This is a genomic window from Streptosporangium sp. CA-135522, assembly GCF_050949235.1.
In the GTDB taxonomy this organism is placed as follows: Bacteria; Actinomycetota; Actinomycetes; order Streptosporangiales; family Streptosporangiaceae; genus Streptosporangium.
The window spans coordinates 6787753-6804190 of the sequence record NZ_CP192026.1; the positions used below are offsets into that span (position 1 = coordinate 6787753).

Below are 16438 nucleotides of genomic sequence, written 5' to 3' on the forward strand. Positions count from 1 at the left end.
CCACCGGCGGTTCATGCGCGGGCTCCACTCGCGGTTCATACGCGGGCTCCACCGGCGGTTCATACGCGGACTCCACTCGCAATCGTCTCCATGAGGACGTCGGTCGTGAGGTCGTCGTCGTTGTCCAGCTCGGCGACCAGCCTGCGGTCGCGCAGCACGCCTATCTTGTGGCTGAGCCGCAGCACCTCCTCCAGTTCGGCGGAGATGAACAGTACGGCCATGCCGCCGTCGGACAGGGAGGCGACCAGGCGCTGGATCTCGGCCTTGGCGCCGACGTCGATGCCCCGGGTGGGCTCGTCGAGGATGAGCAGGCGGGGCTCGAGGATGAGCCAGCGGGCCAGCAGCACCTTCTGCTGGTTGCCGCCGCTGAGGTTTTTGATCAACTGCTCGGGATCGGCCGGGTTGATCTTCAGCGCGGAGACGTACTTCTCGACCAGCTCATCCTGCTTGCGGCGCGGGATCGGCCGGGTCCAGCCGCGGGCCGCCTGCAGGGCGAGGACGAGGTTCTCCCGGACGGTGAGCTCGGGAACGAGCCCCTCGGTGCGGCGGTTCTCCGAGCAGAATGCGATCTTGTGGTTCATCGCCGCGCGCGGGGTGCGGAGGCTCACCGGCTTGCCATCGATCTTGACGGAACCGGTGCCCGCGTGGTCGGCGCCGAACAGCAGGCGGGCGAGCTCGGTCCGTCCGGAGCCGAGCAACCCGGCCAGGCCGACGACCTCGCCCTCGTGAATGGTGAGGGTGAACGGCTCGACGGCTCCGGCCCTGCCCAGCTCCTCGGCCTCCACCAGGCTCTTCGTCTCCCTGGCCAAGGGCTTGCCCTCCAACTTCTCCAGGTCGGCGAGCTCGCGGCCGATCATCTTGCCGACCAGCTCGACCTGGCCGAGCTCACCGGTGAGGTGCTCGCCCACGAGCCGTCCGTTGCGAAGGATCGTCATGCGATCGGAGATCTCGTAGATCTGGTCGAGGAAGTGCGAGACGAACAGGATCGCGATGCCCTCCTCCTTGAGCCTGCGCATCACCCGGAACAGCTGGGCGACCTCACCGCTGTCCAGGCTGGAGGTGGGCTCGTCCAGGATGAGCACCCGGGCCGAGATGTCCACGGCCCGGGCGATCGCGACCATCTGCTGCACGGCCAGCGAGTAGGACGACAGCGGCGCGGACACGTCGATGTCGAGCTCCAGCCGGGCGAGCAGCTCGGCGGCGCGTCGGCGCATCCGGCCCCACTGGATACGGCCCAGCCGGCGCGGCTCGCGGCCGGCGAAGATGTTCTCCGCCACCGAGAGGTTCGCGCAGAGGTTGACCTCCTGGTACACCGTGCTGATCCCGGCCTGCTGGGCGGCCGGCGGGCCGGCGAAGGCGACCTTCCGGCCGTCCAGCTCGATCTCGCCCGCGTCGATGTCATAGACCCCGGTGAGGACCTTGATGAGGGTCGACTTCCCGGCGCCGTTCTCCCCCATGAGCGCGTGCACTTCTCCCGGCAGCAGCCGGAAGTCGACGTCGGAGAGCGCCTTCACTCCGGGGAACTCCTTGCTGATCCCGCTCATCCGCAGGATCGGGGCGGGTGCGGCCATGCGGCGTCCACCTTCCTCGATGGGAGCGGGCCGCTCCGGGAAGCGGCCCGCCGTCGATCAGTACTTGCGGCTCGACAGGACTTCCTTGGCCTGGTCCTGTGTGAAGGTGGTCTCCTCCGTCACGACCCGGGCCGGGATGCTCTCACCCTTGACGGCCTTGGCGGCCAGGTCCATGAGTTGCGGGCCGAGCAGGGGGCTGCACTCGACGATGTAGTTGATCTTTCCTTCGGAGAGGGCCTGCATGCCGTCCTTGACCGCGTCGATCGTGATGATCTTGATGTCCTTGCCGGGCACCTTGCCCGCGCCCTCGATCGCCTCGATGGCGCCGAGGCCCATGTCGTCGTTGTGCGCGTAGAGCACGTCGATGTCGGGGTTGGACTTCAGGAAGGCCTCCATGACCTCCTTGCCCTTGGCGCGGGTGAAGTCGCCGGTCTGCGAGGCGATCACCTTGAACTTGGGGTCGGCCCCGATGATCTCGGCGAAGCCCGCCTTGCGGTCGTTGGCCGGCGCCGAGCCGGTGGTGCCCTGCAGTTCGACGATGTTCACCGGGTCCTTGGCGTCCTTGAACTCCTCGGTCAGCCACTTGCCGGCCTTGCGGCCCTCCTCGACGAAGTCCGAGCCGAGGAAGGTCTTGTAGAGACCGGTGTCCTTGGAGTCCACCGCCCGGTCGGTGAGGATGACCGGGATGTTGGCGTTCCTGGCCTCCTTGAGCACGGTGTCCCAGCCGGACTCGACGACCGGCGAGAAGGCGATGACGTCCACCTTCTGCTGGATGTAGGAGCGGATGGCCTTGATCTGGTTCTCCTGCTTCTGCTGGGCGTCGGAGAACTTCAGCGTGACCCCCGCCGCCTGCGCCGCCCCCTGGACGGACTTGCTGTTGGCGGTGCGCCAGCCGCTCTCGGCGCCCACCTGGGAGAACCCCATCGTGAGCTTGCCGTCGTCGGCGGATCCGCCCGAGCCGCCGCTGCCGCCCCCGCCGCATCCCGCCATCGTCATCGTGACGGCGCCGGCGAGCAGCAACGCCGAGATCCTCTTGAACATCGTGGGGGGTCCTTTCTTGCTGTGAACGCTAACATCGCCGCGGCGACGCCGGCGTCCTCCGTTGTCTGCCGGTATCGCTTGTCTGTCGGTATCGCTGGATCTGTACGGCCGGCCCGTATGGCCTGCGACCGGGGCCTCGCCGGGCCCGCGCGGGGTGTCCGGCCTGCGCGGCCCCCGCGGGGTGCCGGGCCCATACGGTCGGCGCGGGGTGCCGGGCCCGTACGGCTAGCGCGGGGGTGAGGTGCTGTCCCTGGCCACGAACTCCGGTGGCACGACGAGGCATTCGCGCGCCAGCGGCTCGTCCGCCTCGACCTGCCGCAGCAGCACCTCGATGCTGTGCCTGCCCACGGCCCCGAAGTCCTGACTGACGGTGGTCAGCGGCGGGGAGAAGAACTCCGACTCGGGGATGTCGTCGAAGCCCACGACGCTGATCTGCTCGGGGACCCTCACCCCCTTCTCGGCCAGCGCCCGCAGGACCCCGAGCGCCATCTGGTCGTTGGCCACGAAGACCGCGGTGACCTCACCCGCCATCGCCGCCAGGCGCCGGCCCGCCGCGTAGCCGGAGCGCGGGCTCCAGTCTCCGTCCAGCGGCTCGGGGACCGGACGCCCGGCGGCGGTCAGGACATCACGCCAGCCGGCGACCCGCCCCTCGGCCTCCAGCCAGTCCACAGGCCCGCTGACGTGCCAGACCGTGTCGTGGCCCAACCCCAGGAGATGCTCGGTGGCGAGCCTGGCGCCCGCCACCTGATCGACGCTGACCACCGAGACGTCCTCGGCGTGGCCGCCCTCGACGGCCACGACGGGCATGCCGGCGGGCAGGTCGTCGAGGGCGCGGGCCGCCGAACGCTGTGGCGCGACCACGACGATGCCGTCCACGCCCTGGTCGGCGAGGTAGTCGAGCGCGTCGCGCACACCCGCCCTGTCGATGGTCCGCAGGCTGACGATGCTCACGAAGTAGCCCGCCGCCCTGGCCGCCTGCTCGATGCTGTAGACCGTGCTGGCCGGGCCGTAGAGCGTGGTGTCGAAGCTGACCACGCCCAATCTTCGCGAGTGCCTGGTGACCAGCGCGCGAGCGACGAAGTTGCGGCGGTAGCCCAGCTGGTCGATCGCCTCCAGGACCCGGGTGCGGGTCTCGGCGCGGACGTTCGGATGGTCGTTGAGCACCCGGGAGACCGTCTGGTGCGACACACCCGCCACTCTGGCGACGTCGGCCATCACGGGAGGGCGCCGCTCCGAGATCGATCCCACGAGCTGCTCCTTTCTTGGCTTGGGCAAGACTGTGAACGTTAACAACACCCTTCGTCAAGCACTCTCCCGGTCACGGTCCGGTCACAGGAAACCTCCCGTCAACGTCCTATTGACGCAGCGGCGCACGAGGTCCTTAACTGTTGGCGGTCTCCCCTTGTTAACGCTCACTCCGCCATCAAGCCGATTTGTTAACGCTAACAAATACTGAGGAGCCCTCCCCACGTGAGAAGAAGAACCTGGCCACCGGCGTTATGCGCAACGCTGGTCGTCGGCCTGCTCGCAGGCCGGCCCGCATCGACCGACACCGTCGAGCCGATCCCCAGGGCGCGATCGTCGACCGGTTCGACGCGGCCACGCTCGGCCCGAACTGGCAGATCCTGGCCCCCGACCCCACCCGGTGGTCACTCACCGAACAACCCGGCGCCCTGCGGCTCACTCGCAGAGCGGCGACACCTGGCAAGGCTCCAACACCGCCAGAAACCTCTTCCTGACCGACATCCCGGCCGGGGACTTCGAGGTCGTCGCCAAGTTCGGTGCCCCCGTCGCGCTCGACTTCCAGAGCGCCGGGATCCTCGCCTGGCAGGACTGGGACAACTACGTGCGCGCGGGCCTCGCACACGTCGGCTTCTCCGGCGGGAACGTGGTCGAGACCGCCAGGGAGGTCAAGGCCGCCTTCTCCGCGAGCTACGCGGCCAGGGCCGGCCCCTCGGCGGAGACGCTCAAGCTGGCCAGGAGCGGCGACGAGTTCATCTCCTCCTACTGGAACGGTTCGGCCCGGGTGCAGGCGTCGAAGGTGACCGCCGCCCTCGACGTCAAGCAGGTCGGCCTCTTCGCGCTCTCGGCACAGAACGGCACCCCGGTCACCGCCGACTTCGACTACTTCGCCGTCAAAGCCGCGCCGGGGCAGCCGGTCGTTCCCGCCGGCCCCTTCACCCTGCGGGCCGACGGCGCCTCGCCGTACCTGTCGGCCGGCGGTGACGGCACCGTGCGCGCCTCGGCCGCCCCGCCGGCGATCGGCCTCGCCGTCACCCCGGAGGACCGCGGCGACGGGCGGATCGCGCTGAAGGACCTGGCGGGCGCGGGCTACCTGCACGTCCACACCGACGGCTCGCTGCGCGTCGGCACCACGGGCACCGGTCTCTTCCGGCTGAGCGACGCGGGCGGCGGCAAGGTCCGCCTGACCGTGGACGGCGAGAACGTCTCGATCGCCGACGGCAAGCTGGTCACCGGCGCGCAGGCCGCCAAGTTCCGCGTCGAGGGCTACGCCAAGGACACCGGCGCCCTGACGGTGGACACCGCCGCCGACGGCACCAAGGTCGGCGAGAACCTGTACGGCATCCTCTACGAGGACATCAACCATGCCGCCGACGGCGGTCTCTACGCCGAGCTGGTGCAGAACCGCTCCTTCGAGTTCAACTCGACCGACGAGCGGACCTACACCGGCCTGACCGCGTGGAGCAAGGTCGAGCGCGGCGGCGCCACCGGCACGATCGCGGTCGCCGGAGACCGGCCGCTCAACGCCGACAACCGCAACTACCTGCGGCTGGACGTCACCGCCGAAGGCGCGGGGGTCGGGGTCCGCAACGCCGGCTTCAACCGGGGCGTCCCGGTGGAGAAGGGCAGGACATACGACCTGTCGTTCTGGGCCAGGCGCTCCAGCGGCGGCCCGATCACCGTGTCGGTCGAGAACGCCGACGGCTCCAAGGTCTACGGCACCGCCACGGCGGACGTGGCCTCGGGCGACTGGAAGAAGTACACCGCGACCGTCGAGGCGGGCGAGACGACCGACGCCGGACGGCTGGTGGTACTGGCGGGCGGCGGCGGCAGGATCGACCTCGACATGGTCTCGCTGTTTCCGCGCGACACCTTCAAGGGCCGCCCCAACGGCATGCGCAAGGACGTCGCCGAGATGATCGCCGACCTCAAGCCGCGTTTCCTGCGCTTCCCCGGCGGCTGCGTGACCAACGTCGGCATCTACGACCCGTACTCGGAAAAGCAGGACCGGCGCCGCATCTACCGGTGGAAGGAGACGATCGGCCCGGTCGAGGAACGGCCGACCAACTTCAACTTCTGGGGCTACAACCAGTCCTACGGCATCGGCTACTACGAGTACCTCCAGTTCGCCGAGGACCTGGGCGCCGAGGCACTGCCGGTGCTCTCGGTCGGCGTCAACGCCTGCGGCGAGAACCGGCCGCTGACCGACCAGGCGAAGCTCGCCCGCTGGGTGCAGGACACCCTCGACCTCATCGAGTTCGCCAACGGCGGCACGGACACCACCTGGGGCGCCAAACGTGCCGCGCTCGGCCACCCGGAGCCGTTCGGGCTGGAGTACATCGGCCTCGGCAACGAGGAGATCTACAACGAGTTCTTCGCCAACTACCCGAAGTTCGCCGACGCGATCAAGGCGAAGCATCCCTCCATCAAGATCATCAGTAACGCGGGCCAGACCTCGCAGGGCTCCTGGTTCGACCGGATGTGGGACTTCGCCCGGCAGTAGAAGGCCGACCTGGTCGACGAGCACTACTACAACAGCCCCGAGTGGTTCCTGGCCAACAACCACCGCTACGACTCCTACGACCGCAACGGGCCCAAGGTGTTCGTGGGCGAGTACGCCTCGCGCGGCAACGCCTTCCGCAACGCGCTCGCCGAGGCGTCCTACCTCACCGGCATCGAGCGCAACTCCGACGTCGTCGAGCTGGCCTCATACGCACCGCTGCTGGCCAACGTCGACTACGTCGACTGGAGCCCGGACATGATCTGGTACGACAACGACCAGGTCTACGGCTCGCCCAACTACTACGTGCAGCGCCTGTTCTCCCGCAACGTCGGCGACGTGGTGCTGCCCAGCGCCTACAAGGCGAGTCCGCCGCCGGTGGAGGACGTCAAGGGCGACATCGGCGTCGGCTCATGGAACACCCAGGTCCGCTACGACGACGTCAAGGTGACCGGCTCGGACGGAACCGTGCTGTTCAGCGACGACTTCTCGGCCGGAACCGGCAAGTGGACGCCGGGCACGGCCGGCGCCTGGAGCGCGCAGGACGGCGCCTACGCGCAGTCCGCGAACGTGGAGGACGCCCGGTCCACCGCCGGCTCTGCGGACTGGTCGAACTACACGCTCGAACTCACCGCGCGCAAGACCGGCGGCTCCGAGGGCTTCCTGGTGATGTTCGGCGCCAAGGACACCGGCACAACTACTACTGGTGGAACCTCGGCGGCTGGAACAACACCCAGTCGGCGATCGAGAAGTCGGTCAACGGCGCCAAGTCGTCCATCGCGACGTCGAACACCACGATCGAGACGGGCCGCGACTACCACGTCAAGATCCAGGTGGCCGGGCGCAAGATCACGGCCTGGCTCGACGGGCAGAAGGTCAACGAGTTCGTCGACGACTCCAGCGCCGTCCAACCGCTGTACCAGGTGGTCTCGAAGGACGCGGCCTCCGGGGACGTCGTGCTCAAGGTGGTCAACGCCCAGGACTCCGCCGTACGCAGCAAAGTCGACCTCGGCGCCGCCAGGATCGCCGACAAGGCCCTGGTGACCTCGCTGACCGCGAGCTCGCCGGCCGACGTCAACTCGCTCGCCGAGCCGACGAAGGTCGCCCCCGTCGAGCAGACCGTCACCGGCCTAGGGTCGTCGTTCACCTACGACTTCCCGGCCGGCTCGGTGACGTTCATCCGGCTCGGCAAGGACGGACGCGCGACGGCCTCGATCGAGGCCAAGGCGTCGCCGCCGCAGGTGAAGCAGGGCAAGAAGGTCAAGGTCCACGTCGCGGTGAAGGGCGGTCCCGGCACCGCCTCGGGCCAGGTGACCGTGACGGAGGGCCCCGCCGTCCTCGGCGAGGCCACCATGAACGACGACGGCGAGACCAAGGTCGATCTCTCCCGCGACCTGCCGACCGGCAGCCACACGCTGACGGTCTCCTACAGGGGCGACGGCAAGTTCTCCCCGGCGAGCAGCACCATCACCCTCGTGGTGAAACCCGCGTGATCGAACGCGTCAGATGATCGTGTGAGAGGGTGTCGCCCCGCCGCGGGGCGGCACCCTAACGAGCCTTCGCGCTTTACGGCAGGGTTTTCACGATGACCTTGTCGAAGACCGGCTGGTTCGGCTGGCAACCCCGCTCCAGCCGGGTTCTTCAGCTCTGCCGTGGCGACCGGAACCCCATTGACGGACAGCAGCGGATCCAGGGCCTCGGCCTTCTTCGCCGAGTAGCGGAACTGGCGGACGACGCTGAGGGTGTTCTTGCCGTACGGCTTCAGCGCGGCGGCGACGATGGTGTGGGCCGGCTGGTAGTAGGCGAGCCGAAAGGTGATCCCCCGGTCCTTCACCCCGTGCCGAAGCACCTCCAGGGCGCCCTCATTGTCGATCGCCTTCGCCACCTGGCCGGCCAGCCGCCGCGGCCCCGCCTCGTCCCCGGCCTGCGCGACGACCAGCCGCTTCCATCCCTTGGGCTGCGTCGCACGCGCGAAGTCCAGCAGCTCATGGGGTTCAGCCCGAGGACGTGATCGTAGAGCTCGTTCGCGCCTTTGAGCCAGCCCGCTTTGAGCAAGGCCGACTCGATGGCGTCCTCGAAGACCTTCTCGTGATGCACGGGTGACACGATCACCGGCCTTTGGAGGGATGGGGGCTTTTCATTCAAACAGAAAACGCCCCTTGTCGAGGGGCATCACAAGATAAGCGGGACGACTAACCGATGGGAACAGCTACCCGCACCGGGAAACGAGCATCTCTACCGGCGGATCAGGAACCGGAAGAGGGCTCCGGCACCCCGTTCGGCCAGACGCAGGGTGATGTGGCCCCCAATCCCAGGAAGTCACCGTCATCAATGGCCGAAAGGGAGAGCAGAAAGTCATCGGGCCGAGAACGCCCCGCGACACCCAGACCATCTTTCGAGATCCCCTCGATGTGATACCCTTTCTGCTCCCAATATCGTCTGATCTGTCGGGCTGCCTCCCCCAGCTTTTCCTTGGGAATGCCACGTAGGTAGTACGAGCGGTTGATCACCACACGATCCTCGGAGCCGCCATCAGTGGGATCGAGGCAGCTGTTGACGTTCAGGCTGGGCCGGTAGAGATCCAAATGGGGTTTCGGAGTTATCACGTCGGCCGTCTCTCCGATGAGCTGTTCGACCCGCTCAAGTGCCTGAGCTTGGGTCATCGTGGGTCTGTGCACAACTCCTCCTGGTGGATCGTTCACCGCTCCTCCCCGACCGCAACCAGCGGCAAGGAGCATGACAACAACAATCATCGCGATAGGGCGTGACATCTATCCTCCGGCCGGGCTGGGTGAAGGCAACGGGCGGGGCGACGGATTCCCGGTCGGCATCGACTGCGGTGCGGGAGAGGGCGGCACAATGGGGGGTGGTGGCTTTATGGAAGGTTCAGGAGGCTCATGAAGCCTGTTGTACTGACCGTCGATCAAGTGGCCGATATTCTCAAGCGAAGCGGAGTTAGGGTCCCAATAACTTGAGTGAGCCGCGAAATCATAGTAGTTCCCACTACTTTGGACAGGGAACCGGCTGGCTCCAAACCGACTTCCGCTGGGATCGACTCCGAGCGGGCTCCCCCACTTCAGGCCATCAGATGAACGAACGGGCACCAGTGGCATGGATCCCAGATCCCCCACCGGGTCATTGGGCGACTCTCCCACCCATACCGAGGCGACTCCCAGATCCTTCGCTTTCCCCGTCCCCACGCCGGGGCTTCCCACGAAGATCACCTGATCGGCGAACTTGCCGAAGCGTTGCTGCGCAGCCAGACCGACGACCGTCGAGCCGTAACTGTGTCCCAGCACGCTGAGCCGGACATCTGACGATCCCTTGTGTGCGGCGTGCAGCCCATCGGTGAAGGATGCCAGCAACGGAGCCCCCTTGGTGGCGGCGTTCGCGTTGGCGACCGTCCCGTTCAGACTCACGGTTGTTTCCCATTGCGGAGCCTCATAGCCGAGCCAGGCGATGGAAGCGACTTTCTTGTTCGGCGCGTGGTAGCTTGCCCGATCCCACGTGAGGGCGGCACGCTCGGCGTCGGAGTCGGCGCCCCCGAAACCTTCCAGCTTGGTGCCTGTTCCGGGAACATAGACGGCCACGTTGTCGGCCTCATCGGGATTTCCGAACGAGACGGCGGTCTTCCCCAGACCGCCCAGCTCCAGTTGCAGCAAGAGCGCCGAAGGACGGCCATTCTGTCCGCCGCGCGCCAGCCCCTTTTCCACAGCTGCGATCTGTCGCATCTTCAACTCCTGCTCGTCGATCACTTCCTTTACCTCCGCAGACGACTTACGCAACCGCTCCAACTCCTGGACGAGCCCGTACTTCTGGCGAGGATCGCGGATCGAATTCAGCTGGCCTCCCAGCTTCCTCATCGCTTCCCCCAGCTGCGCCGAAGACCTACGCAACCGCTCCAGTTCCAAGGGGATCGCAGCTTTCTGGGTGGCCAGGTACGCCCGGTTGGCCCGGTCCCTGTTCACCGCCGGAAGGCCGTTCAGGCTGCCGACCAGGCCCGGGGAGGCGTTCATCAACTGCCCTTGGGCCAGGGGGCCGAGCTGCCGCCACCACACGCTGAGCCGGGCGGCCAACGTCTTTTCCTTACCGGTTCGCTGCAGGTCCAGCAGCGACTTCAACGCCGCGACGTCACCGCTACCCGCGGCGGCCATCAGCTTCCAGGCTCCGCCCGCATCCGGCGCGTGCCCGCCGAACAGTCCGAAGGCGGCCGTCGCCTGGGAGGCCGTACCAATGTCGTGTGTCTGCTGGATCGTGGCCAGGCGCTGTCGCAGGTCCCGCACCTGTTCCTCCGCCCAAACCCCGATGTCGCCGACCTGCCTGCCGGAGGGGGTGGCGATGCACAGCGTCGACAGCTCGGCAGCGAGCCGCTGTCCGGCCTGGGGCAGCTCCTGTCCGGCCCGCTGGAGGTCAGCCACCAGGCGGTTCATGGCGGCGACGTCCAGCCCGGAGAAGGAGGACGGAGACGCCGCCGTCGCGCTGATCGACGTCGAGAACGAGGGGGCGTGCGCTTGGCCGCCGAGCTGCCTGATCCGCTGCGCTATCTGCTCGGTCGCCGACTGGAAGGCCAGCTGAAGACTCGCGCGGCGAGCCGCGAGCGCCTGGGCGAACATCGGGGCTCCCCCGCCGACCCACGCATGCGCCGCCATGTATCGCATGCACGGATCCAGCGCCGACGCATGACTCTGACCAAGCTGCGTGACCCGCGATAAGGCCGCCTCCAACTCCGCAGTCGCATTCGCCGCCACAGTGCGTCAGAGTCTCACACAAGGGCGCAGAGGATCAAGATATGAAATTGAAATTACTTTAATCCGACATTCGGCATACAGGACTGACGAAAATCCCCCCTTTTGTCGCTTGAGCAGCGAGCTGTCCGCCGGGCGTTTCTCCCGCTCGAACCAGCGGGTCACCTCAGTGTCGGACAGTTTGACGGCCACGAGGACGGCCAGGACCAGGTTGATCGCCGCGCAGAAGTTCATGATGAACCCGAGCAGTAAGAAGCAGGCGTGCGCCAGGGCCAGAACCCACTCGGTTCCGAGAGTCGCGACACGCACCCACCGCCGCCGCAGGCTGAAGGCCAGCGCCAGCGGGCCCGGCAGCACCATGAGCGCGAAGGCCAGCCAGAAAGGCCACCCCGGAAGATCAAGGCCAGGCGTGTCGCCGATGGCGAGGGCGAGAAACATGAAACCGATCCAGAACTCCGGCACTCCAACAATCATCTGAAGCATCATGACCACTATGGCCGCTTTGACCTCCCTGGGCATGCGCGCTCTCACCGGGACGCCGGCCAGCGGGCCCAAAGGAATACGCGGATCTGACACCAAACCTCCGGGGGATGGAGAGTGGATCGCATAAGTGGCGCAGGCAGACCTCCGGCACACGTCACACGCCCCGACCCCACAGATATGCGATCGCTGTGATCGGACAAGAGCACCGTTGACACCCGGCTGCCGCCTCCCCCGATATTCGTGGCAACCGTTCCCTCCGTCACCCCGAAGGGTCTTCAATATCACCTCCACAACTTCAAACGGCCCTTTGACTGAATTCCAAGAAGCCAGAGAATATATTGACCGTGATTCAGTGAAAATGGCATGGTTTCCCGCCCTCAGAGGGCACGGCTACAGCGTCGGTGATCGCCACACCTCGTGGCAGAAGCTGGATGGCCTACTGATCTCCAGCACACCAGGAGTCCCACCAGATCGAGACAAAAATTAGGGCATACCATTATTCATCATGACATCTCAAACAAATCAATCTTTCTTGCTGCTTGAGTCTTCTAATGATAGAGAGGAAATGGAACCCTTCAATCGGGAGTGAGGCAAGATGAAGGCTGTTCGGCGACTGGGCAAGACTCCGCAAGAGCGTGGCGACACGACTTCCGCGACGGGGTCGCCGGATATCATCGAGTTGGATGACGGAAACTTCGCCGTCATCGGGACTGATATCACCGATCAGATCGGCATAAATCCGTTGCCTGACGCAAGATGTGCCGCGGATGAGCGGGTCGTGAAAATCTCACGCGCCACGCTGATCTCGGCGAAGACCGACATTCTGGAGCATTAGATGAGTCCCCCGCAATGGATAACAAAATCAGGCATGCGGCTGAATCTCGATGAGTTCGGGACATCGTTTCTGGAAGCCTGGTCACGGACGAACTTGCGGTTCCTCAAGATTGAGTGCCGGCAGAGCTATCGGGAGCGCGAGGTCACCACATCCCAGGCCGCGCACGAGCGGGGCGACGTCCAGGAGACCCAGAGGTTGCTGCGGCAGGAGTCGGAGACCGAGAGGTCGCTCTACGAGGACGTCGAGAGGAAAGGAATCGACTACGCGCGGATTCGCCTGACCCAGGAACCACTGACGCCCTACCTCGACTATGAGCTGATCGCCTATCGCATCCGGTCGGAGATCGGCGAGAACATCGAAATAGTGCGCTGTGCCTCGAGCATGCAGCTCCCCGATAAGGAGCACTTTGATTTCCTGCTCTTCGACCGGCACACGGCATTGATCCATAATTACGGTGAGATCGGCCTCCAATCCGGCGGATGGATGACTCAGGATGCCGCCGTCATAACCTCACTGGAGAAGAAGGCGGTCGAACTCCGGCAGCGAGCCATACCGTTCGAGGAGTTCCTGGCGGCCGCATGAAGCGGGATGTGGACGATGACACGCCTCCCGGATACGTTCCGATAATGGATCGCCGCCAGTGGTTGAGAACATTTGCCGTTTTCTCCGCTCCGATAATCGGCATCGTGCTGGTGACGGTGGGACTCGCCGTACCGACGGTTCTGCTGTTCCGTACCGACGCGACGACGCTTGACCGCTGGTCCAAGATCGGTGAGGCGCTGTCACCGATCGGAGTCTTCTTCTCGGGTGTCGCGTTCATCGGCATCGCCCTTACCCTCTTCCTCCAGGGGCGCGAACTGCGCAACCAGCGCGAGGAACTGACCATCGCGAGGGAGGAGCAGCAGCGGAGCAGCGAGATCGCGCTGCACGAGTTACACACCAACTTGATCCGAATGGCGATCGACGACCCCGAGTTGCGGCAGGTCTGGCCGCAGATCTCGTCGGGGACCAGGGTGACGAAGAAGGACCACTACTGCAACCTGATCCTGCAATCTGCAGAAGGTCGCCTACGAGACCCGGACGATCGAGCTGGCCGAGCTGCGCGGCGCGCTCAGTTATCTGATGGAGAGCCGGGACATCTATCTGTTCTGGCAAAAGGTCCGGGCCGTGCGGGTCGAGGTGACTCAGGGCGACGAAGGTGAGGACTTCTTCACCGCCGAGGTCGACAGGGCTTTCGCCGGTGCCACTCCTCCCCGGCTCAGAAGCCTCTTCTCCCTGCTCCAGGACGCCGCCAGGCAGTGGCATAGGTAAATTTGAGAGCCGATCGCCATGCCCGATCGTGTGATCGTCACGGCGTTCAGCGTGTAGGCGATGCCGAAGACCGCGACACGGGGACCACGGGGGAAGCAGCACGTTCGCGAGCTTGAGGTCGCGGTGGACGGTGCCGGCTGTATGAATGGCGAGCGCCACCTCGGCCGAGCAAGCTACGACCGGGAGCCGAAGCCACTTCACCCGCCCTTTGCCCGACGGATCGGAAGACGTGCGACGGGCGCTACAGTGCCCGACCTCCCATAATCACAGTACGCACTCAATCGATCACGCATTTCACTCGAAGTCCTGCGAGGCCCTCCGTCGTACAGTGAAGATATGGGCATGTTGACTGTTGACCTCGACGCCAGAGCCGAGAAAGCTCTTAACGAGCTGACCTCCGATGGGCGTTCCGCAGCCGAAGCCGTCCGTGAGGCACTCGTCATCGCTCAACGCCTCCACCGCATGGAGCTGGCCCGAATCGCAGCCGAGAGGCTGGCCAACGATCCTGCTGACAGAGCCGAAGCGGAAGCGATCATGAGGGATACGGAGCACCTACGTGCGTGGTGACGTGTATCGGCTGCGCGCTCCTCGTGACACGATGGGGCATGAGCAGCGAGGCGAGCGCTTCGCCGTAATCCTTCAATCGGACTTCCTGACCCATCTGTCCACGGTGCTCATTGCCCCGACCTCGGCCAGCGCGCCTGCCGCGCCCTTCCGCCCTGAGGTCGAACTTCTCGGCAAGCAGACACGCATCATGGTCGAGCAGACTATGGCCGTCGCCTCACACCGCCTGGGTGACTTCGCGGGACGCCTCGACCCTGCCGAGATCGAAGAGATCGACGACGCCCTGCACACCGTCCTCGGCCTGCTGACCTAACCTTTCTCAACCGGGCACCGCAGTCTTCACTTGCCCTACTCACCGCATCCGGCCTCTATACGCAGCACATCGGACCGCACTCATCCCCGGCCGGTACGGCGCGCAGACGCAGCGACTTCAGCCTGCCCGGTGCGAAAACCTTCACCCCCACGAATACCTCTGGCCATCCACAACGATCGTTGTGGACGGCCAGAGGTCGCGGTCTACCGACGGTCGAACTCGTTGGCTTTCACGCCGTCGACGAAGGCATCCCACTCGGCGGGGGTGAAGAACAGCTTGGGGCCGTCAGGGTCCTTGGAGTCGCGTACGACGATCAGATCGGCGTGCTCGGCCTTGTGATCGGGACCACCGGTGGCGTCTTTGAGCTCCGCGACCTCAACACAGTTTCCGCCGTTGTTGCCGCTGAAGCTTGACTTACGCCACTGTATCTTGCTCACGTCCATTGTTCCTCTGCCGTTCTCTTGATGAGCTCTAGCGACATACCTAGCGGTAGCGCCTCTATGCGAATGGCCTCGAACTGCTTTACGGCTGCTGCCACCTCATCCTGATCGCCGGTCGTCAGTCCGTGAATGGCCGTTTCCAAATACACTACCTCGACGCCGCCTTCCAGCGTGGCAATCGCAAACCCCGCCAGAATGCCCGTACGCACGCAACCACGCGGAACGACCTGCACACTAACTTGAGAACTGGCGATTTCCACCAGATGTTTCAGCTGGTCACGCACGATTTCAGGGCTGCCCACCAAACGGTGCAGAACCAGCTCGTCGATCACGCATCGAAGGGTGGGCGGCGGAGGGTCCTCGCGAGTCAGGATGGCCTGGCGCTCCAGACGGGCTGCGGTCGCATCGTCGTCGCCCAACAAAGCACGCGCGTAAGCCTCGGTTTGAAGCAGCCCCGGCATCACCATCGGCTCATAGACCCGCAGAGTGACAGCGTCCTGCTCCTTGTCGCGCCACTTGCCGAACCAAGAGGGGAAGGCCTGCCCCCTCCTCCAGTCGAGGAGCCGACGTAGGGCACCACCTGTGCCGAGGGTCGTGTCACAGATCTCGGCGAACTCCGGGCTGGCCGGGAGCTGGCCGGTCTCCACACCGCTGATCAGCGACTCGCTGAAGTGGATCTTCTCAGAGAGCTGACCCTGGGTGAGGCCCGCCTCTTTCCGATAGTGGCGCAGTTCCCTGCCCCATATTGCCTGAGGCGTGTAGAGGTTTACCACCATGCCCTCCTTGCCGGAATTCAACAGCGGGGGCGTGAATCCCAACGCTTGCCATTGGTAATGGTTTCACTACCAAGCGTAGTCGCTTCTTGGGACCCTGAACACAGGAAATCCGAGGCAGAGAGAGAATCCATGGAAGAGGCCCTCAAAGCGATCGCGACATTGACCGGATATCGCTACACGATGGATCCGGACTTCTGCGTTCTGGACGAGAAATGGATACCGCGCGCGACAAATGACCTGGCATCCGCCCGCCGATAGCAGTTCGTGGCAATACTGCATCCGCTTGAGCTTGCTCTTAACCATCGCGGCGAGTCCGACAGGGTCGCAGGGTGCGAGATTACTCAAACCGCGCTTGAGGACCGACCAAACGCCCTCGGCCGGGTTCAATTCAGGCGCGTACGCGGGCAGCCGGAAGACCGTCGGCCACTGGCGAACCTCGACCGCGGCGCGCATCACGGCGCTGAGACGACGGCGGTCGTTGTCTCACACCACATGATTGGACCGCCGAACCGGGTATGAGCGGCATTCAGTAATGCCGACACCTGCCTGGACAAAACCTTTGACCTCTCCAGGTCATCCCCGCCGGATCAGCTCCTGGTCCATCAGCCAGGTACGTC

18 protein-coding genes and 1 pseudogene are annotated in these 16438 nt (G+C 65.4%); 9 read left to right on the forward strand and 10 right to left on the reverse strand.

Features of this window, described 5'->3' with window-relative positions:
- Window positions 1–59: 59 nt before the first annotated feature.
- The 3 genes from ACQPYK_RS32380 to ACQPYK_RS32390 all read right to left on the reverse strand — a co-directional run bounded on the left by ACQPYK_RS32380 (window position 60) and on the right by ACQPYK_RS32390 (window position 3827).
- On the reverse strand, window positions 60–1571 hold the full coding sequence (locus ACQPYK_RS32380; protein WP_433239288.1) for a sugar ABC transporter ATP-binding protein: 1512 nt from the start codon (window positions 1569–1571) through the stop codon (window positions 60–62).
- Window positions 1572–1628: 57 nt separating this feature from the next.
- Window positions 1629–2612, reverse strand: a complete 984-nt coding sequence (locus tag ACQPYK_RS32385) for an ABC transporter substrate-binding protein (protein ID WP_433239291.1) — start codon at window positions 2610–2612, stop codon at window positions 1629–1631.
- Between the two features lie 225 nt (window positions 2613–2837).
- Window positions 2838–3827 (reverse strand): LacI family DNA-binding transcriptional regulator, encoded by a 990-nt coding sequence (locus ACQPYK_RS32390; RefSeq protein ID WP_433258974.1) that lies wholly within the window; start codon window positions 3825–3827, stop codon window positions 2838–2840.
- Between the two features lie 284 nt (window positions 3828–4111).
- Between ACQPYK_RS32390 and ACQPYK_RS32395 the strand changes: the two genes are divergently transcribed.
- The 3 genes and pseudogenes from ACQPYK_RS32395 (at window position 4112) to ACQPYK_RS32405 (ending at window position 7847) form a co-directional block, all read left to right on the forward strand.
- Complete coding sequence (locus ACQPYK_RS32395) at window positions 4112–4351, forward strand: hypothetical protein (protein WP_433239294.1); 240 nt, start codon at window positions 4112–4114, stop codon at window positions 4349–4351.
- 494 nt (window positions 4352–4845) lie between these two features.
- A pseudogene (locus ACQPYK_RS32400) lies at window positions 4846–6738 on the forward strand (alpha-L-arabinofuranosidase C-terminal domain-containing protein); the annotation flags it as partial.
- Between the two features lie 122 nt (window positions 6739–6860).
- Window positions 6861–7847, forward strand: coding sequence for an Ig-like domain repeat protein (locus tag ACQPYK_RS32405; protein ID WP_433239297.1), 987 nt, complete (start codon window positions 6861–6863; stop codon window positions 7845–7847).
- Here the strand turns inward: ACQPYK_RS32405 and ACQPYK_RS32410 are convergent.
- From ACQPYK_RS32410 to ACQPYK_RS32425, 4 genes are all read right to left on the reverse strand, one after another.
- Window positions 7781–8239: a type I restriction endonuclease gene (locus tag ACQPYK_RS32410; RefSeq protein ID WP_433239300.1), complete on the reverse strand. Its 459-nt coding sequence runs from the start codon at window positions 8237–8239 to the stop codon at window positions 7781–7783. The two genes, ACQPYK_RS32405 and ACQPYK_RS32410, sit on opposite strands and share 67 nt — an antisense overlap.
- Window positions 8240–8600: 361 nt before the next feature.
- Window positions 8601–9017 (reverse strand): hypothetical protein, encoded by a 417-nt coding sequence (locus ACQPYK_RS32415; RefSeq protein ID WP_433239303.1) that lies wholly within the window; start codon window positions 9015–9017, stop codon window positions 8601–8603.
- Between the two features lie 108 nt (window positions 9018–9125).
- Window positions 9126–10967, reverse strand: coding sequence for an alpha/beta hydrolase (locus tag ACQPYK_RS32420; protein ID WP_433239305.1), 1842 nt, complete (start codon window positions 10965–10967; stop codon window positions 9126–9128).
- Window positions 10968–11108: 141 nt separating this feature from the next.
- Entirely contained in the window at window positions 11109–11618 is a 510-nt protein-coding gene (locus ACQPYK_RS32425; protein ID WP_433239308.1) for a hypothetical protein, read from the reverse strand.
- Between the two features lie 559 nt (window positions 11619–12177).
- Between ACQPYK_RS32425 and ACQPYK_RS32430 the strand changes: the two genes are divergently transcribed.
- The 6 genes from ACQPYK_RS32430 (at window position 12178) to ACQPYK_RS32455 (ending at window position 14605) form a co-directional block, all read left to right on the forward strand.
- Window positions 12178–12417: a hypothetical protein gene (locus ACQPYK_RS32430; RefSeq protein ID WP_433239311.1), complete on the forward strand. Its 240-nt coding sequence runs from the start codon at window positions 12178–12180 to the stop codon at window positions 12415–12417.
- Between the two features lie 33 nt (window positions 12418–12450).
- Complete coding sequence (locus ACQPYK_RS32435; RefSeq protein ID WP_433239313.1) at window positions 12451–12999, forward strand: DUF6879 family protein; 549 nt, start codon at window positions 12451–12453, stop codon at window positions 12997–12999.
- Window positions 12996–13619, forward strand: a complete 624-nt coding sequence (locus ACQPYK_RS32440; protein ID WP_433239316.1) for a DUF6082 family protein — start codon at window positions 12996–12998, stop codon at window positions 13617–13619. The genes ACQPYK_RS32435 and ACQPYK_RS32440 overlap by 4 nt, the downstream gene beginning before the upstream one ends.
- A complete protein-coding gene (locus ACQPYK_RS32445) occupies window positions 13516–13728 on the forward strand; it encodes a hypothetical protein (protein WP_433258975.1) in 213 nt (70 codons plus the stop codon). The genes ACQPYK_RS32440 and ACQPYK_RS32445 overlap by 104 nt, the downstream gene beginning before the upstream one ends.
- A 336-nt stretch (window positions 13729–14064) precedes the next feature.
- Window positions 14065–14295 carry a hypothetical protein gene (locus ACQPYK_RS32450; protein ID WP_433239319.1) on the forward strand — a complete coding sequence of 77 codons (231 nt, stop codon included), beginning with the start codon at window positions 14065–14067 and terminating at the stop codon, window positions 14293–14295.
- Entirely contained in the window at window positions 14285–14605 is a 321-nt protein-coding gene (locus tag ACQPYK_RS32455; RefSeq protein ID WP_433239322.1) for a type II toxin-antitoxin system PemK/MazF family toxin, read from the forward strand. The genes ACQPYK_RS32450 and ACQPYK_RS32455 overlap by 11 nt, the downstream gene beginning before the upstream one ends.
- Before the next feature lie 203 nt (window positions 14606–14808).
- On the opposite strand, the gene ACQPYK_RS32460 is transcribed toward ACQPYK_RS32455, so the two are convergent.
- Genes ACQPYK_RS32460 through ACQPYK_RS32470 form a run of 3 tightly spaced genes read right to left on the reverse strand, consistent with a single transcriptional unit; the run spans window position 14809 to window position 16274 of the window.
- A complete protein-coding gene (locus ACQPYK_RS32460; protein ID WP_433239324.1) occupies window positions 14809–15048 on the reverse strand; it encodes a DUF397 domain-containing protein in 240 nt (79 codons plus the stop codon).
- Window positions 15039–15842: a helix-turn-helix domain-containing protein gene (locus ACQPYK_RS32465; protein ID WP_433239327.1), complete on the reverse strand. Its 804-nt coding sequence runs from the start codon at window positions 15840–15842 to the stop codon at window positions 15039–15041. The genes ACQPYK_RS32460 and ACQPYK_RS32465 overlap by 10 nt, the downstream gene beginning before the upstream one ends.
- 45 nt (window positions 15843–15887) lie before the next feature.
- Window positions 15888–16274, reverse strand: coding sequence for a transposase (locus ACQPYK_RS32470; RefSeq protein WP_433258977.1), 387 nt, complete (start codon window positions 16272–16274; stop codon window positions 15888–15890).
- Window positions 16275–16438: the final 164 nt, after the last annotated feature.